Consider the following 24,390-nt stretch of genomic DNA (forward strand, 5'->3'; position numbering starts at 1 on the left):
ACATTATAGCATTTTGCGCAAAACATAACGCCGGGTTTTGAGAAGCGGGCTTTGTGCCCTTCCAGACGGGGATGGTGGTCGCTTTCTCCGGCGAGGGGGTGCGATCGCGCAGGGATTTTTTGCGGGCTAGTTGCTTTGCCCGTAGGGCAAACACGTTTTAAGGATCAGGTAGTCGGGGTTTTCGGAGATTCGGCCCACACCCAGCACCTCTACCGCTCCGCCTACGGGGTAGATGCGCACGCCGTCCTCGGTGGGCTCGAGCCTCTTCTGCAAAAGCTGCTTGAGCTGCTGAAGCTGTGCCGGGCTGAGCCAGCACTCGAAGACCGAGAGCTGCACCCGCTCGCCAAAGCCCTTGAGGGTGTTGGCCACCTTGACCGGGCGGCCATCGTCGGGGATGTCGTAGGTGATGGTGTAGAAACGTTCGGCAGACATTTCACCTCCAAAGGTAGAAGGGCGTGTAGGGCTTGCGCCCCAGGATGGCCGCCTTGAGCCGGGCGGCCTGGGTTTCGATGAGTTCCTGGTAGGGCTTGCGGAAGCCCTTGGGGTGCTGGGCCTCCTGGTTCAGGCGCTCTTCCAGCAACTTGAGCAGCACCTTGCGGCCCGTGTCGTTGAGATAGACCCCGCCGTCGCGGGGTTCGGCGTGCTTCTGGGGGTCTAGCTCGCCGCGCAGGAAGGCCGCCGTCACCACGGCATCCACCACCGGAACCCGGAACTCCTCCATCAGGTCGAGGGCCAGGGCGGGGGCGCGGCGGCCCTCGGCGTGCAGCAGGCCCAGCTCGGGGTGCAGCCCGGCCAGTTGTAAGGCCAGCAGGACGCGGCCCAGCAGCACCATGTAGCCATAGGAGAGCGCGGCGTTCACGGCGTCGGTGGGGGGGCGGCGGTTGCGCCCGGAGAAGCCGTAGGGCGAGAGCACCGCCTGAAGCCCGGCGAAGTAGGCCCGTGCGGCGCCCCCTTCCAGGCCCCGCAAGGCCTCGAGGCCAGAAGCCTGGGGCAGGGCCGCAAGGGCAGAGCGGATTTCGGCCTGCTGGGGGGCGGTGGGGGCTTGGCGCGAGAGGCGCTCGAGCAGCATCAGCCCCGAGCGCAGCTTGCCCAGCAGGAAGCCTTGGGCAAAGGGTAGGGGGTTTTGCTGGGCCTGTAGCTGCGCCCGTAGCACCTCGGGGGCCAGGCCTTGGGAGGAGATGGCCTGCCCGTAGAGCTGGCCCTCGAGGGTGGCGTACAGCACCGGCACCCCCTGGCGCAACAAAAAGGCCAGGGCCGGGGTGGTGAGCCGCACGTTACCCCACACCACCACCCCCCGCACCTTGCGGGCGGGGAGTTCGGCCAGGGTTTGCCCGTCCAGCTCTACCTGCAGCCTTCCCTGACGCAGGCGCAGGGTGGAGGACTGCTCGGTGAGGTGGAGGGTCATGCAAGGGGAATGGGCTCGAACCTGACCTCCGGTAGTCCCCCATGCCGGATGAACTCGGTCAATACTTCCGATAGGTTTTCAGCATTGGCTTCCGTAGGAAGCTCGAAGCCATGAGCAAAAACCGAGACATCGCGGGCGCTGGCTAAGCCGAGCACCTTGTTTGCGTTAATGGCCTTAGCTGGTTCATCGCCCAACGCCCGAAGCAAAAAGAAAGCGGTGCTCAAGTCTACGGCGCTTCTTTGCTCCAGTGCATCATCTGGCTTTGCCTTTGCCGCCTTGCGTTCATTCTGGTACTTCTCTTTGAGAACTTCGAGGGATATACCGAGTGCAGTGCACAACTGCTGAAAGTCTGGCTTTGCAGTATCGAAGCCTCTGAGCGCAAGGCGGTGTTGTAAAAACAGCTCGAGGGCGCGGTAGCGCAGCAGCACGGCTTCGGCGATACGGCCCGTCTTTAGCCTTCGTCCGGCCATGAAGTCGAGGGCTGCCAGCGTCCAGGCAACCTTGGTCGGTTCCGCAAGTGGGGCTGTACTCCGTTCTTTGCTAGACAGCGCACCCGTAAGCTGAATAATGGCCTCGAGCCCCTCCTTTTGAGCGCCAATAGCATCGGTGTACTTGGCGAGGGGGCTTTGTTTGTATGGATGCTTTTGTAAAAGATCGAGCAGCTCTTCTAGCCGTGTTTTTGCCAGTTTAAACTGCGCGATATCTATGGATTCATAAGCTTCGGACAAGACCGCCTCGAGGCTGCGCGCCTTATTTTCTCGCTCTGCCGCTAGGTTGAAATTCTGCTTAGCTCGTAAAAAATCCCCTTGCGAATATGCTTCTTTGGCACGGTAATAGAGCCAGTCGGGTATTACCTCGCGAGGGTTCTCGAGGCGCTTCAAGAACTCCGTTCCTGCTACGGGGCGGCGAAGCTGATCATCGTACTCTTCGTTATCCACGTAGTACACATGCGCCGTTCGGCCTTCCTCCGCTAGCGAAAAGGCAAACATGGCTAGCCCTGCAACCATCGCTTTGGTGCCGCCGGTGGGGTCGAAAGCGAGGGCTGCACTGAGAGATAGATCATCCACTATTTGGCGTACTTGCTTATAGATGTCCTCTGGGTCGCTGCGGCTAACCTGCACGGTCTTGATTCGATCAATACCCCATCCAAGCTCGGTTTCGATTGTTCGGCACTGCTTCTCCGTATCTGCGGTATGGAGTAGGTATACTTTTTCGGCGTTTAAGGCTTTTGCCGACAAGATAACCGGCTCCGGGGTAGTTCCCACAGTGTGAAAGGAAGCTGCGTAATCCTGTGCGCCTTTATCTACAAAGCCCTCCTTGGTCAGGGGCCAGATCTGGTTTTTATAGACTTCCTGCGCTTCTTTTGCCTGAGGGGTTGGCTCAACCCGAGGATTGCTCTGACCCAAAAGGCTTTTATACTTCTCCCAAAGCTCCCGCAAGTGCTCCTTGTTCCGGTTCATCAGACCTCCTTTTTTCTCGCAGCAGATCGAACCCCCGCACCCGCCCAAACCCTAAGCTGGTCTTGGCCCCTACCCCGGCGTAGAAGGCAAACCGCCCCAACGCCTGCAACCACTGGGCCTCGGTGGGGCTGGCCTTGGGCAGGTGGTAGACCACCCGGCCCACGAAGCCCACCCCCCGCTCGTCCGGGTTGGGCGCGATGCGGTGGGTGCGGCCCTGGAAAGCGCTCACCGTGAGGCGCTCCCAGGCCTGCTGCACCTCAAGGGGCACCTTGACCGGGGCGAAGGCGTTCCAGCGCTGGGTAAGCGAGTCGAGGACCAGTTTGGGCTCGGGCAGGGGGTAGCTGGTCCCCTTGCGGCGGAAGAAGGTGGGGCTGGCGAACTGGAGCCCCAGGCTGGCCGTGGCCTGGCCCTGGAAGAGCTTGGGGTAGGTGCTCACGCCGGCCCAGGGGTGCCCCTCCTGCAAGACAGCTTTCACCCGGCAGGGCTCCTTGAGCTTGACGCTCTGGCCCGCCAGGCCGAACAGGTGGGGCGAGAGGCGAGCATACAGCCCTTCATCCAGCAGGCTCACCCGCACCCACCACGCGCCCTCGGCCCCGCCCAGGCCCAGGCTGAAGGGGTTGGGCTGGGCCGCGTGAAGCTCGGGGTCTATTCCCTTGAGCAGGCCGTAGATCAGGCCGCGCCAGCCATCGGGGTCGGGGCGGGCGGGGCCTTCGAGGGGGAGAACCAAAGCCGCGAGAATCATGCCAGGTCGGTCTGGGCGAAGTCGTCGCCCACGTAGGCTAGGGGGAGGCCCGATACCTTGGCCACCGCGTAGCTCAGGCAGTCGCCAAAGTTGAGGGCCGCGGGGTGGCGGCCCTTGCCAAAGCGCCGGAAGGCCGAGAGGGCTTCATGGTAATGCTCCTCGGTAAAAGGCACCACTTCTACCCGAAGGCGGCGCAAAAAGTCTTCCAGTAAGAGTAGCTGCGCGACACCTTCCCGACGTATCAGCACCATGGCTGTTTCTACCAGCGTCGGAGCCCCTACCAGCAGCCGTTCGGCCTGGTTGAGCCGATGCGCAACCTCCGGATAACCGGGTTCGCGGAAGAGAATATGCAGCAGTACCGAGCTGTCCAGCACCATCAAAAGCCCTCCGGCCCAAAGCCCAGGATTTCTTCCTCTTCCTCCTTGGTAGGGCGGCGTCCTTTGGGCAATAGATCGTGCATCTCGCGCAGAAATTCCTCGATTACTTCGCTGCGCGGGCGCTCGGGCTGGGCCAGCCGGGCCTTGCGCTCCAGGAGGGCCTTGCGGATGGCCTCGGTCTTGGTCTCGCCCGCCAGGCGGGCCACCTCCTCGGCCAGGCGCTCGACCTCGGGGTTTTTCACGGTGAGGGCCATGGGTTCAGTGTAGCTTGAAAAAAGCAGGGTTTCAGCAGGGCTCGAGCCGGGCAAGAGCCCAACCCAGCGGGAAGCCGTCTTTGGGGCTCGAGTGCCCGGCGGTTTTGCGGGTTTTGGGCTCCTGGCCCTCCTCACCATCGAGCAGCAGCGCCAGCCGAATGGAGATGCGCCCGCTGCCAAAGCCAATGCGCAGGGGGAAGAGGCGGTTATCCTCGTTCATTCGCTTCTCCAGGGTCTCGTAGACCCTGAGCGCTTGTGCAAGACCGTGGTTTTGCGCGTATTCCCGCTCGAGGTGAAGCACCTCGCGGTAGTACTCCCGGCAGGCCTCGGCCAGCGCCTGGGCGGAAATGGCGTGGGACACCGTGTCCTTATGCCTTTGCCGGGCTAAGCCGGCGTGCAGGCGCAGGGTGGCTTGGAGCTTGGTTCCCACCCGGAACATCTCGGCCAGGATTACGGTCTGGTCCATCTGGCCCCTGGGGTGGAACACCCCGATGCGGTTGAGCAAGAGGTTGTCGCTGGGGTCGCTGTCCCCCACCCGCACCTGCCGGAAGGGGTCGCGGTGGAGGTTGGGGCTGCGCTCGGTGGCGTAGTCCAGCACCAGGGCCTCAAAGGCCTGGGCGACAGGGGTTGATATCTTCTGGGGCGGCTGAATGAGCGGCCATTCGTCGCCTTGAACCCTCGGGCCCCACTGCCAGCGACTTTTGTACTCGATATCCCGCCCTTGCTGCACCACCCGCTTGAACAGCCAGGCCGTGCGCAGCGCGCCTTTGATGGACGATCCTGGCAGGTAGGCCCCCAGCGGGCTTCTGGGCAAGGGGCGGAACTCCAGACCTGCGGCATCGGTGGCATTTTTGACGGTGTTGATGAAAGCCGGGGTTACCGGGAGGCGGCGCAGGATGGCCGGGGTGGGGTCTACCAGGCCGCTGCTCCAGAGGGATTGCAGGGTCTTCTGGGCTTGCTTGGGGCCTTGGGCGATGGCCTCGAGGTAGTTCTTTTGCTGGGTTTCGCTCAAAAGCTCCAAGAGCCGCCCCGCGTTCAGGATCAGGGCTTCCTTTTGGGCCTCGTCCACCAGGTAGCTGTAAGCCGGGAAGGCCTCCCCAGTGCCCACGTGGACGGGGCCCAGGAGCTCGAGCTCGAGGCGGTAACTCTCCAAAAAGCTCATACCCGCACCCCCAAGCAGAAGGGATAGAGGTACTCCCACACCCGCACCCCCGCCTCCGGAGCCGGTTCCGGGGTCACGTCCAAAAGGCCGGCGGTGGGCTTTTCCCGGAACACGCTGCCCTCCTTGGCCCGCAGGTAAGGGCGCTTGAAGGGGGTTTCGGCCTGGGCGTAGTGGCCCCCCAGGCGGCCCCAGTAGGTTTCCAGGGCCCAGTACCCCTCGCCTTTGGGCAGGGTGGGGGAAAGGGTGACGTAGTGGGTGGGGTTTGGGGCCTCGGGCAGCTCGAGCTCTTGCGTGCCCACCACCTCGAAGCGCCCCAGCCCCACGCTGGCCATGCCCCCGTAGCCGAAGGTGCCGATCTGCCGCAGGGCCTCCTCCAGGTAGGCTGCCTCGCGGCGAAGTTGCACGTATACCGTCCAGGTCTGGTTCAGCCAGTACACCCGGTGGGTGAAGAGGATGCCCTCCTGCGCGGTGCCGGTGGCGCGGGCGATGCCCACGCGGGTCTGGGCGGCCAGGGTCACCTTGGGGGCCTTCTGCTCTTTGAGCTCGGGGGCCTCCAGCAAAGCCTTTTCGCCCTCCCGAATCACCCGCCCGAAGGTCTCGAGGCTCAGGTAGCGCAGGCCCTTGAGCGCTTTGCGCTGTAGGGTGTCCGGCACCTGGATGGGGGGCAGCAGGGGGCGGGGCAGGTAGCCTTGGGGGAAGGCCGAGGAGAGGAGGAAAGGGGGATCGTGCCGGAAGGCCTCGAGCCACTCCTTCAGGGCCGCCTCCCCCTGGGTATAGCGCACCCACCAGGCCAGGTGGCCCCACAGGGTGGGCGCCGTGGGCGGGGCGCTGAGGCTGCCCAGCGCCAGGTGGAAAGCCTTGACCCTCATTTGTCCTCGACCTGATACTTTAGCTCTATCTGCCCATACCCCCGGCTGATATAGCCGCCCAACCCGTCGAGCTGTAAGAGCTCGAGGGCCTTCTCTACGTGGCGGAAGTTCTCCCGGTCGGTCTGGCCGCCATCCCCGGTGTCCATCACCCGGTAGACCATCTCGAAGGCGAACTCGGCCCCGGCGGGCACGCGCTCGGCGGTGCGGGGGTTGGCGTCGCCGCCGATACGAGGGATGAAGACCTCCTGCTTGACCTCGGTGAGGTAGCCGCCACGGGCGGTCATGCGCTCCAAGGCCTGCTTGGACTCGGGCGTCAGGTAGGCGTCGCGCACCAACAGACGGGTCGGACCGCGCTGAAGGGCCAGCTCTTTGCTGCGCCGATCGTTGCCGGGGGCCACACCAAAGATCCGCCCAATGGGGCCATCTTCGTCTTTGTAAACGTGGTACTGGTCGGACTCGGTGATGTACTTCCCGCCCAGGTGCCACTCGAGCAGATACCGCATCTTGCCCTTGAGCGAGGAGCCGGGGATGTAGGGCTCCTCGGTGAGGGGGTTGCGGATGACCGGGTTGTCCACGTCCCCGATGGCCATCTGGTCCTTGCTCATGCCGATGCGCAGGCCGCTTTTGAGCCGGATGATGCCGAAAATACGCTTGTAGAACAGTAGCTTCATCTGCGTCCCCCCTGGTTTTGCCCTTCCTTGGCGTAGAAGTAAGCCAGCACAGCCTCGAGGTACTGCATCATGGCCTCGAAGTCCTCGGGGCTCTTTTTGCCCGCATCGATCAAGCGGTTCATCAGGCTGACGAACCCACCGGCGTTTTGCAGGGGGCCGTTCTTGCGCTGCCCGTAGGCCAGTTTGGCTTTGAGGAGCTCGAGCTGCGGGACCAGCTTGGCAAAGGCCACCTGAGGGTTACCTTTGGCCTCGCGCTCGAAGTTAGCCTCCAACGTGCGCAACTCGTGGAAGTAGTTGCGAAATTGGCTGGACTGGATGCCCTGCACCCCGTCGGCGTCCCTTTTGGCTTCCGCGTCGAAGAGCCCCGGCCGGAGAATCTTGTTTTGCCTGTCCTGATAGAACTCCATCGTTCCTCCTTACCGCTCCAGATAAAGCCCCCACTGCACCCACACCGGCAGGTGACGCCAGGCTTGGTGGGTATGGTCGGCTAGCCGTAGGTAGTGCTGGCGTATCTCGTCGCTCCGCTCGCGCAGGGTGTAGGCCAAAAGCGGCTTGTAGCGCATCTGGCGGGCCGGGTCTTCCTGCTTTTGGTGCTGCCGCCAGAGCCTGAGCAGCCGGTAGGCCAGAGCGCTGGTCATCCCCTTCTTGCCCTCGGCACTTAGGTGCTCTTGGAAATCCCGCACCCAGGGCACCAAGCTGCGCAACTCGTCCCAGGGCACGCTCTGGCCGAAGAGGTGGAGCCGGTTGCGCCCACTGGCTTTGGCGGCTTTCTCGGCCTCCTGCACCGCCTCGGCCAGCAAGGGGATGGGCAGGCTGGGGTTCACCAGCGCGAACCCGCCCGAGAGGGTGAGCTGGGGGTGCTGGGTGAACCGGCGGTAGAGCGCTTCTAAGTCCAGGGCGAACTCCAGGAGCGTGTCCCAGGGCCCCAGCAGGAACAGGTCGTCACCCCCGGCGTAGACCGAGTAGATCAGGGGGTAGCGCCGGGCTTTTTTCCCAGCGGCTAAGTCGTCCCAGTCCAGGCGATGTTGGTAGGTTTTGGGGTTTTTGACGAGCTCCAGCACCTCGCCCGCGAAGAAGAGCTCGAGCATACGCGACAGGCTGGCCATGCGGCTGGGGCTGCTGTGGTCTTCTCCCTGCTCGTTCGTGAAGCCGGTGGCGAAGGCCTCGCCCATGCGGTCGGCGTCGAGCATCAGCGCCCCCAGGTACTTGGCCCCGGTGGAGAGCTCGGCCAGCTCGGCCAGGGTGAGGGGGTCTTGCTCGCTGCGCCCGCCCTCTTCCTCCTCCCAAAGCCCCTGCTCCTTTGCCCAGACTTGGTACTCGGCCAGGTCGCGCCAACGCCCCGTACCCAGGGCGTCTTTTAGGGTGGGGACATGCCCCGCCAAAAGCCGCACCTCCCAGGGGTGGGCCGCGGGGGTGAACTCGAGGCCGGTGCGCAGGGTGTGGATGCTGGAGGGCTCGAGCCCCACCCGCAGGCCGGGGAAGCGGTAGTGGGGTTTGGGGGCGTCCTGAGGGAAAAAGCCGATCTCCGCCCGCTTGGGAATCAGGCGGCCCGTGTGCGCGTCGCGCTCGCAGCCATAGCAGAGGGGGTTGGTGGCCGATCTGGCCGGGCGCACCCCGCAGGCCAGGCAGGGGCGCAGGCTCTGCTGGCCCGTGCTCAGGTAGGGCTGGTCAAGCTGGCTTTGCAGGGGCCTGAGCTTGGCCTCGGCCAGCTTGCGGTGCGCCTCCTGGAGCACCTGGCTGAAGCGTTTGAACCTGGCGGGGCTAAAGGGGTGCTCGGCCAGGAAGGGCAGCAGGGTGGCCCCCTGCTGCAAGGCCCATTCTTCCCATTCCTGACGCACTTCGTTTAGGGCCTGGCGGGTTTTCTCGGTGTTGGGCAGCAGCAGGTAAAACTTGCCCCCCGCGCTCATGATGCGCTGCAAGGGGGTGAAGCCGGTGCGCCGCAGGAGTTCCAAGCCCAGGGCTTCGGCGGCCAGGGAGACCTCGAGGCTGCGCGCCCGCAGGCGCTTGGCCAGGCCCCCCACCCCGGTCTGGGCCCCCTGGATGCGGTAGATGTGGCCCTGGATGCCGCCCAGGTCGCCCAGCACCAGCAGGAACTTCTCAAGGCTTTCGTCCTTGAGCGCCTCGAGGCCAGGCGACTCCCCGTGGTAGGCCCACAGCGCCGCCGCGATGGCCCCGGTGAGGCGCAGGTGGTCGAAGAGCGAGACATCCGGCTCGCCCTGGGTGTCCGAGGGCAGGTTCCACAACAGCTCCTGGAAGAGACCCAGCAGGTTCAAGAGCAGGGCCTCGAGGCCCGGTTTCCGCTGGGCCAACTCCTCCAGCCGCGCGTCCAGCCGCTCGGCCACCCGCCAGTAGGTGTCCCTTGAGACGTTGGGTCTGGCCTCCGGGTAGGCCTCCCCCGGTTTCTGGCCCACCTCCTGCTGGGCCCGTACCATGGAGTAGCCCCAGTCGCGCTGGCCGTAAGTGCCTTGCACCCGCAGGTTGGCAAAGACCGATCTAAGCGGGGTGTCGGGGGCATGCCCGCCCTGCGCATCCGATTCTTGTCGCTCGCGCGAGGCGTAGGTATCGGCCAAGGCCACGCACCACTGCTCGGGGGTCTGGGGCTGGTACTGGGGCTTGTCGCGCCAGCCCTCGTGGTGGCGGGCGGCGGTGGGGGCGAGCCAGGCGGCCTCAAGGCCCACCGGCTCGAACAACCGGTGGTGCCGGTGTATGACCCACGCGGTATAGGCCGGGTGGCTCCAATCGGCAACCCCTTCGGGCGCCCGGCCCCAGTAGGCCCGCTGGTAGAGCTTGCCGAGGTCGTGGAGGAGGGCGGCTAAGGCAAGGTGGGAAGCATCGGGCATTTGTAGTTAGTCTAGCTCACGGGGGAGGGGTCTGTGGCGGCGCTCGTTCCGGCGGTAGGATTTGATGGTGAAGTGGTCTGGTAACTTGTATGTCGTACGCTAAACGCAAGACGCACGACGCGAGGGAGGGCGGAGCGAGCTCCGTGCACCCAGGCTCGTCACCAGACCGCTAAGCCAGTCTTCGTAGGGCAAGGATGGGCACGGGGCTGCCACGAACCACGCAGGCGATGCTGCTCGAGAGGCCGGGGCTGCCGCTGCGGCTGGAGAGGGTTGAAGTGCCCAGACCCCAGGCCGGGCAGGTGCTCATCCGCGCCGAAGCCTGTGAGGTGTGCCGCACATCCGTGAGCTTAGAGAACCCAAGCTCCTGCTCATCCTGGGGCACCAGATCGTTGGAAGGGGGTCGAGTGCGAGGTTGGAGTGTTTGCTAGTGCCCCTTGAGCCTGTTGGCTCGCCCTCCGCACGGGGATGAACCGCCCCGGTTAAATTGGGCCGGAGGGTCGCTCCCACAGCACCTCGAGGGCCTCGGCAAAGCGCCTTTTGTCCGACGGATCTAGGCGCTCGACGCAAATGATCACTCCCCCTTGCATGATGACCCTCACCGCAATGTGCTGACCGTCCCACCGATAAACCAGTCGGCCGAAGTCCCAGTCATCGTAAATATCTGGGCGACCTACGGCGCGGAAAACCACCTCTTCAGACTGCGCCGCGTAGTGTTCTGGGTTGAGAAAAAACCGGCTGAGCACCTCATCTGAAGTGGCTGCCGGTGGGTATGTGGAAGGTTTACGCATGCGAACCGAAATGGACCGGGGACCTTTTGCCGTTTTTCTGGTCGGGGTGGTGGGATTTGAACCCACGACCACACGCATCCCAAGTCTATTGTAGCACCCAAGTATGCAGCGCCCTGGGTGTAGGAAGCAGGCTTTTATCATATACACCCCTCCCCCTATAGCCAACGATACAGGGGCATCGAGTTGATGAAGGAGGCCCAGGAGGAGGTTGCGCAGGGCGGCCAGAGCCTGGGCACCTTTACGGGTACGACAGGCATCCTCCTTTAGGTTTAGTCATACCTACCTAAACATACGCTATTAGTTTAGATATGCCTAAAAACCCCCGTCAAGCCTCGAGCCACCCCACCCGGTTGTGCTACAATCTACAAGCGTGTTTTCGTGCGCCCGTAGCTCAGCTGGATAGAGCGAAGGTTTCCTAAACCTTAGGCCGCAGGTTCGAGTCCTGCCGGGCGCACCAGTCCAGAACGCGAAAACCCGAGGGTGCCTTGCCCTCGGGTTGGTCGTTTTACGGTGATTCTACGGTTTATGGGCTCAAGCCTTGGCTCGAGGGGCCAGCAAATCCTTGGGGTCAATGATCCAGCCCTGATACCCTCGGCCCTGTGTAGAAATTGGCCTGGGCAACAATCTCGCAGACATAACCCGTATTCCGTTTGCCTCGGCGGAAGGTTGTGGGTTCAACACTGTAACCCACCCCTCCCTTCAACAATTGGGATTTCGGGGTTATAGCGTATGACCCGAGGTCAACCCAACGCTCCGGACATCGAGTTACCCGTGCCCTGGTATTACGAGTTGTTGACCTCTCCCACGTCCCAGTGCTCGGGCGAGCGCCAGAGGTTGGAGATCAAGAGCTCGCGCATGGCCAAAAACTCCTTGGGCATGCGCTCGTAGAGCTTGATGAAGAGCTCTTCGTGCGAGAGGATCTCCCTGAGCCAGAGCTCGCGGTCGATGGCCATAAGCTCCTGGAACTGCTCCTTGGAGAAGTCTAGGCCGCGCCAGTCCATGTCCTCGTAGCGGGGCACGTAGCCCAGCGGGCTCTCGGTGGCGTAGCCACGCCCGTTGGCCCGCTCCACGATCCACTTCAGCACCCGCATGTTCTCGCCGTAGCCGGGCCAGAGGTAGTTGCCGTCCTTGTCTTTACGGAACCAGTTGACGCTGAAGATGCGCGGGGGGTCTACGACCCGGCGACCGATGTCCAGCCAGTGGTTGAAGTAGCTCGCCATGTGGTAGCCGATAAAGGGCAGCATGGCGAAGGGGTCGCGCCGCACCTCCCCGACCTGGCCGAAGGCCGCCGCGGTGGTCTCCGAGCCCATGGTCGCGCCCAAATACACCCCGAAGCTCCAGTTGAAGCTCTGGTAGACCAGCGGTACCACCGTAGCCCGACGACCTCCGAAGATGAAGGCTTTGATGGGCACTCCATTGGGGTTCTCCCACTCGGGGTCGATGGCCGGGTTTTGGTAGGCCGGAGCGGTGAAGCGCCCGTTGGGGTGAGCGGCCTTGCGCCCGGAATCGGGGGTCCACTCCTGGCCCTGCCAGTCGATGGCCTTGGCCGGGGGCGGGCCGTCCATGCCCTCCCACCACACGTCGCCCTCGGGGGTGAGGGCCACGTTGGTGAAAATGGTGTTGGCCCGGATGGCCTCCATGGCATTGGGGTTGGTGCTGTAGGAAGTGCCCGGAGCCACCCCGAAGTACCCGGCTTCGGGGTTGATGGCGTAGAGGCGGCCGTCGGGGCCGGGCTTGATCCAAGCGATGTCGTCGCCCACGGTGGTCACCTTCCAGCCTTCTTCCTGGAAGGGCTTGGGCGGGATCAGCATGGCGAAGTTGGTCTTGCCGCAGGCCGAAGGGAAGGCGGCGGCGACGTAGGTCTTTTTGCCCTTTGGATCTTGCACCCCCAGGATTAACATGTGCTCAGCCAGCCAGCCCTCGTCGCGCCCGATCACGCTGGCGATGCGCAAGGCCAGGCACTTCTTGCCCAACAGCGCGTTGCCGCCGTAGCCCGAGCCGTAGCTCCAGATGGAACGCTCCTCGGGAAAGTGCACGATGTACTTGGTGGTGGGGTTACAGGGCCAAGGCACATCTTTCTGGCCGGGCTCCAAAGGCATGCCGACGCTGTGCATGCAAGGGACGAACTGGTCGCTCTCGCCCAGCACCTCGAAGACCCGCTGGCCCATGCGGGTCATGAGCTTCATGTTGACCACGACGTAGGCCGAGTCGGTGATCTCGATGCCGATGTAGCTGATGGGCGAGCCCAGCGGCCCCATCGAGAAAGGCACGACGTACATGGTGCGCCCGCGCATACAGCCGTCGAAGAGCTTTTGCAGCGTCTCGTGCATCTCGCGGGGGTTGACCCAGTTGTTGGTGGGCCCGGCGTCCTCTTTGTTGATTGAGCAGATGAAGGTGCGGTCCTCCACCCGGGCTACGTCGGAGGGGTCGGAGCGGGCCAGGAAGGAGTTGGGCCGTAACTCGGGGTTGAGCCGGATGAAGGTGCCTTTCTCCACCAGTAAGTCGCACAATTGCTGATATTCCTGATCGCTGCCGTCGCAGAAATGGACGGCATCGGGTTTACAAAGGGTAACCATCTCCCTGATCCACTGCTTGGCTCGAGGGCTACGGATATAGCTAGGAAACTCGATGTGACTCATATCACCCTTAACTCTAACGGGTGTTAGGGGGTGTTTGATAGCCTCCCGCCGGGTCAGCTTCCGCTCGCAAGGTCAGGGATTTACCCCGGGTACCCCATCCCAGACAATAGAACCATGAAGCTACGCCTGCGGGAGAACGGCCCGTATGTGATTGAGCTGCCCGAGGGGAGCCGGTTTTGGCTCAACGGAGAAGAGCGGGTGCTGGAGAAAGCCAAGCTGGCCCTATGCCGCTGTGGCCACTCGGGCAATAAACCCTTCTGCGACGGTACCCACAAGCAAAAGGGGTTTAGGGCAGAGGGAGGAGAGCTGGAGCTATTTCAACAGGACCGGCCTCGCTGAAGCGATTCCTATCGGGGCAGGCCCCGGCTGGGGATGATCCAAAGCCGGGGCTCTTCCGTATGGACTGGGTGAAGCGCATAGACGCTTCGGTTGGCCCGGGGGCGATCCCTGGCCAGGAGGTTAGGTCATGGCTGAACTCAACCGTAGGCAAGCGCTCAAGCAGCTGGGAGTGGTAGGTACGGGAGCGGTGTTGGGCGGGGTGATCAGCGGGTGCACCTCGAGCATAGCGGCCAAGGCGAACATCGACGTGGACGTGCTCAACTTCGCCTTGAACCTCGAGTACCTCGAGGCCGCTTTCTACCTGGCCGCGACGGGGCGCATCGGGGAACTGTACGCGGCGGGCGGGGGCAACGCCGAGATTCGCTTCCCAAGCGGGTTCGATGGTACCTCTCCCATTCCCGGCCTTAGTGACGCGGTGCGGCAGTATGCCGACGAGATCGCCACCGATGAGCTGGCCCACGTCAAGGCCATCCGAGGGGCCCTGGGGGCCAAAGCCGTAGACCGCCCGGTGCTGGACCTCGGCCTGGCCTTCGACACCGCCGGACGAGCCGCAAGCAATGGGGCTATCACGGGCTTCAACCCCTTTGCCAACGAGCTGTTCTTCCTGCACGGGGCGTTTATCTTCGAAGACGTAGGCGTGACGGCTTACAAGGGTGCCGCGCGGCTCCTCACCGACGACAGCGCAGGTGGGGTTTTGGACACCGCGGCGGGCATCCTGGCGGTGGAGGCTTACCACGCGGGGGAGATCCGTACCTTGCTCTACGCCCGCAAAGACCAGCCCGCCGCGGTGGGGCTCACCGTGGAACAGGTCACCCAAGCCATCAGCGACCTGCGGGCCAAGGTAGGCGGCGGCAAGGACCAGGGCATCACCCTGAACGGCAAGGCCAACATCGTGGTCTCCGACAACAACGGCGTGGCCTTCGGGCGCAGCACCGCCGAGGTGCTGGCCATCGTCTACCTGGGCGGTATGGGCAAGGGCGGCTTCTTCCCCAACGGCCTCAACGGAACCATCAAGTGACCGGTGGCCCAAAGGGTGGGGGGCGGCTAGCCCCCCGCCAACCCCCAGCAGGTTATCCTCATTGACTATCTTTTTGCGGTTTTTGCCTCATTATAAAAGACGTGAGCGGCAAAGGCGGGTGGCTGGAAAGCCTGGGAGACGAGGCCTTACTGGCCCTGGTGGCGCGGGGCGAGGAGGAGGCCTTAGGGGTACTGTATCGCCGCTATGCTCCGGCCATCCTGGCCCTGGCGCGGAGGATGGGCCTGGCCCAGAATGAGCGAGAGGACTGTGTGCAGGAGGTGTTTGTGCGGATCTGGAGGGGTGCGGGGTCGTACTGCCCCAAGAAGACCGCCGCCAGAAGCTGGCTGTTGGCGGTGGCGCACCACCACTTGGTGGACCAGGTGCGCTCGCGGGCGGCCCGGCCCCAGCCCCTCGAGCCCGACGAGCCGGAGGCTTTTGACCTGCCCGGCCCCGGCCTGGACGAGTTCGGCTCGCTGGACCGGATGCGCATTCAGCAGGCCCTGCGTGCGCTTCCTCCAGAGGAGCGCCAGGTGATCGAGGTGCTGTACTATCAAGGCTACCCGCACGGCGAGGCCGCCCAGCGCTTGGGCTTGCCGCTGGGTACCCTCAAGAGCCGTGCCCGCAGGGCGCTGGAACGCCTGAGAGAAGTGTTGGTGGAGGACTGATGGGAGCCGAGGAAGTCCGCGAACTGTTGCCGCTGTACGCGCTGGGAGCCCTGGGGGAAGAGGAGCGCCAGGCGGTAGAGGCAGGGCTCGAGGCCTTCCCGGAGCTACGGGAGGAGTTGCGCGCGTTGCAAGCGGCAACAGACCAGCTCGCGCTCTCTCTCCCCCCCGAACCGCTCCCGCCTGGGTTAGAGGAGCGCATCCTGGCCCGGGTCCGCCCCCGCCGCCCCTGGCTGGCCTGGCTCGGCTCGTTGGCCGCGGCGGCGGTAGTGCTGGCAGCGGGCTGGGTGGGCTTGCAGGTGTGGGATTGGGTAAAGGTGTTCGGCGATCCGGCGGCCCACGTCCTCACCCTCCAGGACCGCCAGGGCAGGCCGATAGGCCGCGCCCTTGTGCGCCCCGACCAGAGGCTGCTATTGATCTCGGCTTTGCCCGCCCCTCCGGAAGGCAAGGTCTACCAGGCCTGGGGGCTCGAGGGGGGAACGCCGGTGCCGCTGCGCACCTTCCGCTCGAGGGTGGTGTTGCTCGAGCTGCCCTCGGGCGCTAAGGGCCTCGCGGTTTCGCTCGAGCCCCCCGGAGGTAGCCGTACCCCCACCGAGGTGGTGGGGGTGAGCGTAAACCTATAGTCCCAGCCGCTTGATGTGCGCAAAGGGACAACCGGCCCTGTGGGGTTGCGCTACCTTGGCCTGGGGAGGGTAAGGGTATGCCGCTTGCACGCAAGCTCGAGCGCCTCGACCGCCGCATCACCCGCTGGCTAGCCGACAACAGCCTTACTATCTTGCGGGTTAGCCTGGGGATCGTGTTCTTCTGGTTCGGCTTTCTGAAGTTTTTTCCCGGGCTTTCCCCGGCCCAGGACCTGGCCGGGCGCACCATAGAAGTCCTGAGCTTCGGATTGGTCAAGCCTGCGCTGAGCCTCCCCATCCTGGCCACCTGGGAGACCCTGATCGGGCTGGGCCTGATCAGCGGGTTCTTTATGCGGGGAACCCTCTTCTTGCTCTTGTTGCAAATGATCGGGACTATCTTGCCGATCTTCTTTTTCCCCCAGGAGATTTTCCTGCGCTTTCCCTACGCCCCTACCCTCGAGGGGCAGTACATCTTCAAAAACCTGGTGCTGGTGGCAGCGGGGCTGGTACTGGGAGCTACCGTGCGGGGCGGGAAGATCGTGCCGGAGGCCAGTGTGGCCGAATCCTGACCCCGGCGGCTTGTGTCTGAGGGCAGAAGCTTATAGTCTTATCCCGTTTGGGTAGGGACAAATGTACCTAAGGGCTTCCCTACCGCTTTGCCATAATCGATAGGGCCACCGGAGGGTGGGAATCTGGCCATGAAACGCAGCCGATTTGCCGTTTACGTTTGGGTGACGCTCGCCGTCACCTTGGGGGTCATCCTTTGGGGCGACGTGGTGCAGGCCACGGGTTCGGGGGATGGCTGTGGGGCCCACTGGCCTACGTGCAATGGGGATTTGTTGCCCCTGGCGCCAGGGATAGCCACCTTTATCGAGTTTTTCCACCGCGCCACCAGCGGGCTGGACTTTTTGCTGGTGGTGGGGCTTTTCCTCTGGTCCCGGCGGGCTTTCCCAGGGGGTAACCCGGTGCGCTTGGGGGCTGGGGCGGCCTTAGCGTTCATGGCGGTAGAGAGCCTGGTGGGGGCTAGCCTGGTGCTCTTCCGCCTGGTGGGGCAGGATGCCAGCCTGGCCCGAGCCTTTGTGGCCCCGGTGCACCTGCTCAACACCTTGCTCCTCATCGGCTCGCTGGCTCTCACCGCTTGGTGGGCCTCGGGTGGGGCGCCGCTGCGCTGGCGTGGCCAGGGGGCGGTGGCCTGGGCCTTGGGGCTCGGGTTCGGTGCGTTGGCGGGGCTGGCCGCCTCGGGTGCGGTGACCTCGCTGGGAGACGCTATTTTCCCCGTCCACAGCACCGCTGAGGCCGTAGGGCGGGCCATGACCCTCGGCGAGCACTTCTTGGTGCGGCTCCGGGTACTGCACCCCTTTATCGCGGTGAGCGTGGGGCTTTACCTGGTGCTGGCGGCGGGCCTGATCGCTTATCTACGGCCCGGCCTGGCCACCCGGCGGCTTTCCCGGTCGGTGGGAGTGCTCTACTTGACTCAGCTTGGGATGGGCTTTCTCAACGTGTACTTCGCCGCTCCTCTGTTCACCCAGCTCCCCCACCTCCTGTTGGCCGACCTGTTGTGGATCAACTGGGTGCTCTTGATGGCTGCGGCTTTAGCGGTGGGGGCCCCTCGGCGGGAGATGAACGGGGAGGTGGGGCAAGACCCCGAAACGGGGTTAAACTCAAGGGCGATGACTCCTCCTGAACGCGCGTCCGTGCATGCCGGAACCGGCGGGGCCACCTGGCGCGATTACCTCTGGCTCACCAAACCCCGGGTGATCAGTTTGCTTTTGTTTACCACGTTAGCGGCCATGCTGATCGCCGCAGGCGGGTGGCCGGGCGGGTGGCTTTTCTTGTGGGTGTCGATCGGGGGTTATGCTATGGCCGGGGCGGCCAACGCCATCAATATGGTGATCGACCGCGACATCGATGCGCGGATGAACCGCACCGCCAAGCGCCCCACCGTTACCCACAAGATCTCCTCGCGAGACGCCCTGATTTTTGCCTCGGTGTTGATGGTGGGCGCTTTTGTTGTGCTGTGGTGGGCCGCCAACCTGCTCACGGCCTTGCTGGCCCTCTCCGGGCTGCTGTGGTACGTGCTGGTCTATACCCTCTACATGAAGCGCCGCTTCTGGAACAACATCGTCATCGGCGGGGCGGCGGGGGCTTTTCCTCCGCTGGTGGGTTGGGCTGCGGTCACCAATGACCTTTCGCTCTTTGCGATCTACCTCTTTGCGATCATTTTCTTCTGGACCCCGGTGCACTTTTGGGCGCTTTCCTTGCTGATCAAAGACGACTATGCCCGGGTGGGGGTGCCGATGCTCCCGGTGGTGCTGGGCGAGCGGGTTACAGTGGTGCAGATCGGTCTCTACGCGATCCTTACCGCGCTGATCTCGCTGATGCCCTTGTTGATGGGTGAGCTGCGCCTGGTCTACTTGCTCTCGAGCCTGGCGTTGAACGGGCTGTTGCTGTTGCGCAGCCTGCAGCTTTACCTCGAGCCCGTCCGTCCCAGGGCCGTTTCGCTGTACAAATACTCCATGCTCTACCTGGCCCTGCTCTTTGTGGCTATGGCGGTGGACAGGTCGCTTTAGCCGCTGTGCCGGAAAGTGGAGTTGTGGAATAATACGAGGGCTTTTGTTGGGGTACCCTTTACCGGAGGACGAGTAATGCTGCGACGAAGTCTGGTCTGGGCAATTCTTCTGCTAGGCGTAGCCTTTGCCTTGGGCGATGGGGGATACAACGTCAATATCCTCGATCCCGCCACCTCCAACAACCGTGAGGTGAGCAAGCTGCTGTGGTGGGTGATGGGCTTTGCCGCGGTCATCTTTGTGGTGGTTATCGGGGCCATGACCTACATCGTGCTGAAGTTCAAAAAACGCGGCGACGAGGTGGGCGAGCCTCCCCAGTTCCACGGCAACGACCGCTTAGAGATCACCTGGACGCTCATCCCTTTCCTCATCGTCTGTGTGATCTTTGGCCTCACCGCGCGGGGGATGTTTGAAATAAGCCAGGTTCCGCCCGATGCGATGCCGGTCAAGGTCACCGCCCATCTCTTCTGGTGGGACTTCGAGTACCCCGAGCAGGGTATCCGCACCTCCAACGAGCTGATCCTGCCGGTGAACCGCCCGGTGAACTTCGAGATCACCTCCAACGAGGCGGGGCCCGCCAAACCGGTCATCCACTCCTTCCGGGTGGCGAGCCTGGCTGGCACGCAAGATGCCATTCCCGGTATCGTCACCACCCGCTGGTTCAAGCCGGAGAAGGAAGGGGTCTACTACGGCCAGTGTGCCGAGCTGTGCGGGGCTAGCCACGCCAACATGCGCTTCCGGGTGATCGTGGTGAGCCAGGCTGAGTTTGACCGCTTCGTGCAAGGAGCCAAGGCTTTCCAGCCTCCCGCTCCCACCGACCCGGTGGTGGCTAAGGGGCAGCAACTCTTCAACGCTCAATGCACCGCCTGCCATGCCATCAACAACACCCAGTACCGGAGCAAGATCGGCCCCGACCTCACCTTCTTTGGCAACCGCCTCACCCTGGGGGCAGGGGTCTGGAACAATACCCCAGAGCGCCTCGAGGCTTGGATCAAGAACTCCCCTGGCATGAAACCTGGCTCCCTGATGCCTCCTTTCCCTCAGCTTTCCGCTGAGGACGCGCGCTCTATCGCTGCCTATCTGGAGAGCCTCAAAGTCGAGGGGCTGGACTTCAGCAAGCTGCCCAAGTTCTGACGGAGGATACTAGATGGCCGTAACCGCACCGACCAAACCCGCTGCGCCCGCAGGTTTCTGGGCGCACCTGTGGGACATGATGACCACCACCGATCATAAAAAGATCGGGATATTCTATCTGGCGGGATCGTTTTTCTTTTTCGGGCTCGCCGGTCTGATGGCGGTGGCGATCCGCTTGCAACTTGCCACCCCTAACGGTACCTTATTGGTGGGTGACCATTACAACCAGGTGCTCACCCTGCACGGGGCGACGATGTTGTTCTATTTCATCATCCCGGCGGGGCTTTCAGGGTTTGGAAACTTCATCGTGCCCTTGATGCTGGGGGAGCGCGACGTGGCCTTGCCGCGCATCAACTCCTTCGCCGCCTGGTTGTGGCTGTTCTCAGGGATCATCATCTACCTCTCGCTCTTCTTCGGCGGAGCCCCCGACGTGGGCTGGACCTTCTACTACCCCTTCTCTATCACTCGCCCGGGTCATGGCACCGACCTTTTCATGGTGGGCGTGATCCTGCTGGGTCTGTCCTCGTTGCTGGGTTCGGCCAACTTCGCCGCTACCGTATACAACCTCCGGGCCAAGGGCCTCTCCTTGTGGAAGATGCCCATCTTTGTCTGGAGCATCTTTGCCACCTCGATGCTCTCCTTATTCGCCCTGGCCGGGATTACCGCGGCGAGCCTGCTCGTTTACCTGGACCGCCACCTGGGGCTCACCCTCTTCAACCCGGCCAACGGTGGTGACCCCATCCTCTTCCAGCAGTTCTTCTGGTTCTACTCCCACCCGGCGGTATACATCATGCTCTTGCCCTACCTGGGCATCGCCGCCGAGGTGGCCTCGACCTTCGCCAAGAAGCCGGTGTTCGGCTACCGCTTCATGGTCTTTGCGCTGGTGGGGATCGCCGTGGTGGGCTTTTTGGTCTGGGCGCACCACATGTTCACGGTGGGCGAAAGCCTCTTGTTCCAGCTGGTGTTCGTGTTCTTCACCGCGTTGGTGGCGGTTCCTACTGGGGTGAAGATCTTCAGCTTGTTGGGGACTTTGTGGAGGGGGCAGCTCGAGTTCAAGACCCCGCTCCTTTTCGTGATGGGCTTTCTATTCAACTTCTTGCTCGGGGGGATTACCGGGGTGATGCTGGCGGTGGTTCCCTTCGATTACTCGGTCCACGACTCCTATTTTGTAGTGGCCCACTTCCACAACGTGCTGATGGCCGGTTCGGGGTTCTTGGCTTTCGCCGGACTTTACTACTGGTGGCCCAAGATCACCGGACGACTTTACAGCGAGCGCTGGGGCCAGCTTCACTTTTGGTTTTTCTTGGTGGGTTACTTGTTCACCTTCATGCCCCAGTACGTGTTGGGATTCTTGGGGATGCCGCGGCGCTACTACACCTACCCCGATGGAAACTACCTGTGGAACGAGATGAACTTCATCTCGACCATTGGGGCGATCCTGCTGGCGGTGGGTGGGATCTTCTGGCTTATCGGGATGATTGACTCTTTCCGCCGCAACCAGAAGGCCCCCGATAATCCCTGGGGCGGTTATACGCTCGAGTGGGCCACCACCTCGCCCCCTCCGGCCTACAACTTCGCGGTGAGGTTCCCCACCTCCTTCCCCTCTGAGCGGCCCCTGTACGACTGGCCACGCGAAGGGCTCAAGATGCAACCGGACGACCCCAGCCACGTCCACCTGCCGGTGGCTACGGTCTGGCCTTTCATGACCGCACTCGGGCTGACCGTAGGGGGGGTTGGGCTAGCCCTCGACTGGGCCAGCAGCTGGCCGGTGATTTTGGCCGGGGCGCTGGTGTTCCTCTACAGCCTCTTCCAGTGGGCTATCACCTGGGAGTACGACCACCCCGTCGAGCACCATACCGTCACGGGCAAGTCCAACGCCTGGGTGGGGATGGCTTGGTTCATTGTCTCGGAGATCGCCCTGTTCGCTATTCTCATCGCCGGGTATCTCTACCTGCGGCTTACTGGAGCCGCCGTACCCCCTGAGACGCGCCCACCGGTGTGGCTGGCCCTGATCAACACCTTCCTCCTGGTGACGAGCTCCTTTGTGGTGCACTACGCCCACCATGACCTGCGTCTAAACCGACCCAACCCCTTCCGCTTCGGCCTACTTCTTAGCATCATTCTGGGCTTCCTGTTTTTCCTCTTCCAGACCTATGAGTTCCTCAACTTCCACAGCCATAGCTCTTGGCAGGAGAATGTCTGGACCGCGGCCTTTTTCATCATCGTGGGGCTGCACGGCTTGCACGTGGTGATCGGGGGTACTGGTTTGAGCCTGGCCTATTACCAGGCCCTGCACCGGCGCTTGAGCCCCAGCCAGCACGGCACGCTCGAGGCGGCCGGTATGTACTGGCACTTGGTAGACGCGGTGTGGCTTTTCATCGTAAGCATCTTCTACTTGTGGTGAGGGTTTGCTCTCTCCGCAGATCGGGGCGCAGATGCGCCCCGTTTCGCTACAGGGCATCGCCCCGAGGTCGGTCGAAGGCGGGTATAGACAGCTTGAGGCGCTTTGCCTATAATCACAAGGGCTGGCCTAAGGGCCCTTAGCTCAGATGGTAGAGCAACCGACTTTTAATCGGTTGGTCACAGGTTCAAGTCCTGTAGGGCCCACCACAAACCCCCGGGGAAGGTCCGGGGGCTTTCTTATCGCAAAAATCCGGCTTCGCCCCAAATGTGGCCCACCCCACCAAAAAGGCGTCAGGTGCACACAGTCAGGTGGTTTAACCAAGTCCAAAAGTGGTTACGGGGGTGGGTCAGGTGGAACGTGTTTCAGATTGGTTAGCGGTTTTCCTTCAGGACGGGAAGGCAAGGGGGCTAAGCCCGAAAACTTTGACCTTTTACCGGGAAGGGGTTATGGCTATGGTCAGGACAATCGAAGACAAGCCGGTGGACAGGATAACAACCGCGGACCTTCGCCTTTTCTTGTCCCGTTCCCACCAGGCAGGGCGTAGCGGGGGCGGGGTCCTGGCCCACTACCGGGCGGTTAGGGTCTTCCTTAGGTGGTTGGTGCGGGAAGAAGTCATCTGGGATGACCCTACCCGTAGGCTTCGCCCCCCTAAGGCACCCCCACCGGACCTTCCCGTGATTCGGGAAGGGGAAGCGCGGCGGCTTCTTTTGGCGGCGGAAATGGGGCGCTACCCCTTGCGGGATAAGGCCCTGGTGCTTTTGCTATGGGATACGGCAGCCCGGGCGGGGGAAATCCTCGAGCTTCGGCTTGGAGATATACGGCCCGAAGGGGTCAGGGTCAAGCGGAAAGGGGGCGCGTACCAGGTCCTTCCCATAAGCCCCGCTACCCGAAGGGCGCTTTGGGCCTACCTACGGAACGAACGGCCCCAGGTGGACCATGACTTTGCCTTCGTATCGGAAAAGGGGTGGCCCCTATGCTACAACACCTTCCGGCAGCTGCTTAGGCGGCTATTCCGAAACGCGGGCTTGGTTTACAAGCCTTCCCATGCCTTCCGGCGTGGGGCGGCGGTGGCTATGGTCAAGAACGGGATGAACCCCTTCGCCCTGCAAACCATGATGGGGCACAAGTCAAACCTGATGACCGCGCACTACGTTCGCCTTGCGGAAAAGGACCTGCGGGAAATCCATTCCAAGTTTAGCCCGGTCAGGGGGCTGTTCAAGGGTGACTAAGATCGCGTCCCTAACTTCGTGAAGGGGAAGGCGCCAAACCGCGGAGTACCATGTGCTTTTACCACGGCGGGTTTCGGTAATGTGCAGGTAGTCACCCCATGCTTCCCTTTGCGCTTCGGCCAGAAGACGAAGCGTGGGAAGGTGTAGAACCAGGACAACCCCGTCCCCGTACCTGATGACTAAAACTTCGGCCTGGCTTGTCCACAACCAGCCGGGCTTCCCCCGGTCCAGGTCGGAAATGTCTTCCACGAAAACACTTGCGGTACGGGCGGGGTGATACGTCCCCCCGTAGCTCTTCACTTGTACCGGAACCGGGAAGCTGGGGCGGTCTACGATGAGGTCAACACCCTGGCGGTCCCAATAGGCGGACGCCTTTTGGATAGGAAGGCCCGGGTAAAGCTTAGCAAGGGCTTTGCGGACTTTCGGGTCTTCTTCCCCCGCTTTTCCTTGGGCCAGGTCCTTCGCCCAGTCGCGGGGTTTGGGGGCGGCGGTCATGACCCACCCCCAAGGAGCCCGTGAAGGAATTCGGCGGCTTCGGGGGCGTCCCGTGGGGGCGCCATCCCCAAAGCCCGGGCTAAAGCGGTGCTGTGGGCAAGGGCGATATCGCGGAAGCGGCCCCCGGCCTCGAGGTCAGCTAAGGTGCTTCGAATGAAACGAAGCGGGTCAATAATACGAACGCCTGGGTTCAGTTCAATGGCGCCCGGCGGAAGGGTGGGGGCGGGGTGCGCGCTTGTTTCTTCAAGAAACGCGGAAGATGCGGGGGTTTCGTTCGGAATGTGCGCGTAAAACCCTCGAGCCCCTTCAAGCCGGTCGTAGTGGCGGCGCTGATGGGCGGCCACCATGTACCGCGCGGCGGCCTTGGGATTTTGCAAGGGCTCGGCGTGAACCCGAAGGCCCGACCTTGCGGCAAGGACCGCAAGCCGTTCAGGGGTGACCCCTGCAAGAATAGCGTGGGCATGCGGGCAGAGGGCGCCATTTTCAGCCCGTGTTCCCTGGGCCAGGGCAAAGGTGGCCCCGTCCCGGCGAAGTCTTCGTGCCAGGTCCGAAAAGGAACGGGCCACGTGGGCGGGAACCCGGGCAAGAAGGCGGTCTTGTTTAGACGGCGGCGCGCCTGGGGTAAGGGTTACAAAAAGGGCATCAGGGCGGCCTTCCAAAGCCGCGGCTACCTGGTCCAGGGCTTTCAGGCGCTTACGGTATATTCGGCCACCAG

23 protein-coding genes and 2 tRNA genes are annotated in these 24,390 nt (G+C 63.1%); 11 read left to right on the forward strand and 14 right to left on the reverse strand.

Features of this window, described 5'->3' with window-relative positions:
• Positions 1-126: 126 nt before the first annotated feature.
• The 13 genes from cas2 to DNA98_RS08765 all read right to left on the reverse strand — a co-directional run bounded on the left by cas2 (position 127) and on the right by DNA98_RS08765 (position 10,646).
• Positions 127-432, reverse strand: a complete 306-nt coding sequence (cas2, locus tag DNA98_RS08710) for a CRISPR-associated endonuclease Cas2 (RefSeq protein ID WP_110529178.1) — start codon at positions 430-432, stop codon at positions 127-129.
• A gap of 1 nt (position 433) precedes the next feature.
• Positions 434-1,405: a CRISPR-associated endonuclease Cas1 gene (gene cas1, locus DNA98_RS08715; protein WP_110529180.1), complete on the reverse strand. Its 972-nt coding sequence runs from the start codon at positions 1,403-1,405 to the stop codon at positions 434-436.
• On the reverse strand, positions 1,402-2,865 hold the full coding sequence (locus DNA98_RS08720) for a TIGR02710 family CRISPR-associated CARF protein (RefSeq protein ID WP_110529183.1): 1,464 nt from the start codon (positions 2,863-2,865) through the stop codon (positions 1,402-1,404). The genes cas1 and DNA98_RS08720 overlap by 4 nt, the downstream gene beginning before the upstream one ends.
• Positions 2,819-3,607, reverse strand: coding sequence for a CRISPR-associated endoribonuclease Cas6 (cas6, locus tag DNA98_RS08725; protein ID WP_110529186.1), 789 nt, complete (start codon positions 3,605-3,607; stop codon positions 2,819-2,821). The genes DNA98_RS08720 and cas6 overlap by 47 nt, the downstream gene beginning before the upstream one ends.
• Positions 3,604-3,984 (reverse strand): type II toxin-antitoxin system VapC family toxin, encoded by a 381-nt coding sequence (locus DNA98_RS08730; RefSeq protein ID WP_110529189.1) that lies wholly within the window; start codon positions 3,982-3,984, stop codon positions 3,604-3,606. The genes cas6 and DNA98_RS08730 overlap by 4 nt, the downstream gene beginning before the upstream one ends.
• Positions 3,984-4,238 (reverse strand): type II toxin-antitoxin system VapB family antitoxin, encoded by a 255-nt coding sequence (locus tag DNA98_RS08735; RefSeq protein ID WP_110529192.1) that lies wholly within the window; start codon positions 4,236-4,238, stop codon positions 3,984-3,986. The genes DNA98_RS08730 and DNA98_RS08735 overlap by 1 nt, the downstream gene beginning before the upstream one ends.
• Positions 4,239-4,269: 31 nt before the next feature.
• The gene (gene csm5 / locus DNA98_RS08740) at positions 4,270-5,400 is read right to left on the reverse strand and encodes a type III-A CRISPR-associated RAMP protein Csm5 (RefSeq protein WP_110529195.1); all 1,131 of its coding nucleotides are present in this window, start codon (positions 5,398-5,400) and stop codon (positions 4,270-4,272) included.
• Positions 5,397-6,269, reverse strand: a complete 873-nt coding sequence (locus DNA98_RS08745; RefSeq protein ID WP_110529198.1) for an RAMP superfamily CRISPR-associated protein — start codon at positions 6,267-6,269, stop codon at positions 5,397-5,399. The genes csm5 and DNA98_RS08745 overlap by 4 nt, the downstream gene beginning before the upstream one ends.
• Positions 6,266-6,940, reverse strand: a complete 675-nt coding sequence (gene csm3 / locus DNA98_RS08750) for a type III-A CRISPR-associated RAMP protein Csm3 (protein ID WP_110529201.1) — start codon at positions 6,938-6,940, stop codon at positions 6,266-6,268. Before csm3 ends, DNA98_RS08745 begins: the two co-directional genes overlap by 4 nt.
• Entirely contained in the window at positions 6,937-7,347 is a 411-nt protein-coding gene (gene csm2, locus DNA98_RS08755) for a type III-A CRISPR-associated protein Csm2 (RefSeq protein ID WP_110529204.1), read from the reverse strand. Before csm2 ends, csm3 begins: the two co-directional genes overlap by 4 nt.
• A gap of 9 nt (positions 7,348-7,356) precedes the next feature.
• Positions 7,357-9,780, reverse strand: a complete 2,424-nt coding sequence (cas10, locus tag DNA98_RS08760) for a type III-A CRISPR-associated protein Cas10/Csm1 (protein ID WP_110529209.1) — start codon at positions 9,778-9,780, stop codon at positions 7,357-7,359.
• 169 nt (positions 9,781-9,949) lie between these two features.
• Positions 9,950-10,117, reverse strand: a complete 168-nt coding sequence (locus tag DNA98_RS17800; RefSeq protein WP_158531631.1) for a hypothetical protein — start codon at positions 10,115-10,117, stop codon at positions 9,950-9,952.
• Between the two features lie 142 nt (positions 10,118-10,259).
• Positions 10,260-10,646: a hypothetical protein gene (locus DNA98_RS08765; RefSeq protein ID WP_129865630.1), complete on the reverse strand. Its 387-nt coding sequence runs from the start codon at positions 10,644-10,646 to the stop codon at positions 10,260-10,262.
• A 302-nt stretch (positions 10,647-10,948) separates the two neighbouring features.
• Between DNA98_RS08765 and DNA98_RS08770 the strand changes: the two genes are divergently transcribed.
• A tRNA-Arg gene (locus DNA98_RS08770) sits at positions 10,949-11,025 on the forward strand.
• Between the two features lie 325 nt (positions 11,026-11,350).
• Here DNA98_RS08770 and DNA98_RS08775 read toward each other — a convergent pair.
• Positions 11,351-13,207, reverse strand: coding sequence for a phosphoenolpyruvate carboxykinase (GTP) (locus DNA98_RS08775; RefSeq protein ID WP_110529215.1), 1,857 nt, complete (start codon positions 13,205-13,207; stop codon positions 11,351-11,353).
• 114 nt (positions 13,208-13,321) lie between these two features.
• Between DNA98_RS08775 and DNA98_RS08780 the strand changes: the two genes are divergently transcribed.
• The 10 genes from DNA98_RS08780 to DNA98_RS08825 all read left to right on the forward strand — a co-directional run bounded on the left by DNA98_RS08780 (position 13,322) and on the right by DNA98_RS08825 (position 23,180).
• Entirely contained in the window at positions 13,322-13,546 is a 225-nt protein-coding gene (locus DNA98_RS08780; RefSeq protein WP_110529218.1) for a CDGSH iron-sulfur domain-containing protein, read from the forward strand.
• Positions 13,547-13,673: 127 nt separating this feature from the next.
• Positions 13,674-14,564, forward strand: a complete 891-nt coding sequence (locus DNA98_RS08785; protein WP_110529221.1) for a ferritin-like domain-containing protein — start codon at positions 13,674-13,676, stop codon at positions 14,562-14,564.
• 101 nt (positions 14,565-14,665) lie between these two features.
• Positions 14,666-15,229, forward strand: coding sequence for a sigma-70 family RNA polymerase sigma factor (locus DNA98_RS08790; RefSeq protein WP_110529223.1), 564 nt, complete (start codon positions 14,666-14,668; stop codon positions 15,227-15,229).
• The gene (locus tag DNA98_RS08795) at positions 15,229-15,849 is read left to right on the forward strand and encodes an anti-sigma factor domain-containing protein (RefSeq protein ID WP_110529226.1); all 621 of its coding nucleotides are present in this window, start codon (positions 15,229-15,231) and stop codon (positions 15,847-15,849) included. The genes DNA98_RS08790 and DNA98_RS08795 overlap by 1 nt, the downstream gene beginning before the upstream one ends.
• Positions 15,850-15,926: 77 nt before the next feature.
• Positions 15,927-16,415: a DoxX family membrane protein gene (locus DNA98_RS08800; RefSeq protein ID WP_110529229.1), complete on the forward strand. Its 489-nt coding sequence runs from the start codon at positions 15,927-15,929 to the stop codon at positions 16,413-16,415.
• A 129-nt stretch (positions 16,416-16,544) separates the two neighbouring features.
• Positions 16,545-18,416, forward strand: coding sequence for a heme o synthase (locus DNA98_RS08805; protein ID WP_110529231.1), 1,872 nt, complete (start codon positions 16,545-16,547; stop codon positions 18,414-18,416).
• A 75-nt stretch (positions 18,417-18,491) separates the two neighbouring features.
• Positions 18,492-19,547, forward strand: a complete 1,056-nt coding sequence (gene coxB / locus DNA98_RS08810) for a cytochrome c oxidase subunit II (RefSeq protein ID WP_110529234.1) — start codon at positions 18,492-18,494, stop codon at positions 19,545-19,547.
• Positions 19,548-19,560: 13 nt separating this feature from the next.
• On the forward strand, positions 19,561-21,951 hold the full coding sequence (locus DNA98_RS08815) for a cbb3-type cytochrome c oxidase subunit I (protein WP_110529237.1): 2,391 nt from the start codon (positions 19,561-19,563) through the stop codon (positions 21,949-21,951).
• Positions 21,952-22,081: 130 nt separating this feature from the next.
• Positions 22,082-22,157, forward strand: a tRNA-Lys gene (locus DNA98_RS08820).
• A gap of 144 nt (positions 22,158-22,301) precedes the next feature.
• Positions 22,302-23,180, forward strand: a complete 879-nt coding sequence (locus tag DNA98_RS08825) for a tyrosine-type recombinase/integrase (protein WP_110529519.1) — start codon at positions 22,302-22,304, stop codon at positions 23,178-23,180.
• Positions 23,181-24,390: the final 1,210 nt, after the last annotated feature.

It is taken from the genome of Meiothermus sp. Pnk-1 (assembly GCF_003226535.1).
GTDB lineage: Bacteria > Deinococcota > Deinococci > Deinococcales > Thermaceae > Allomeiothermus.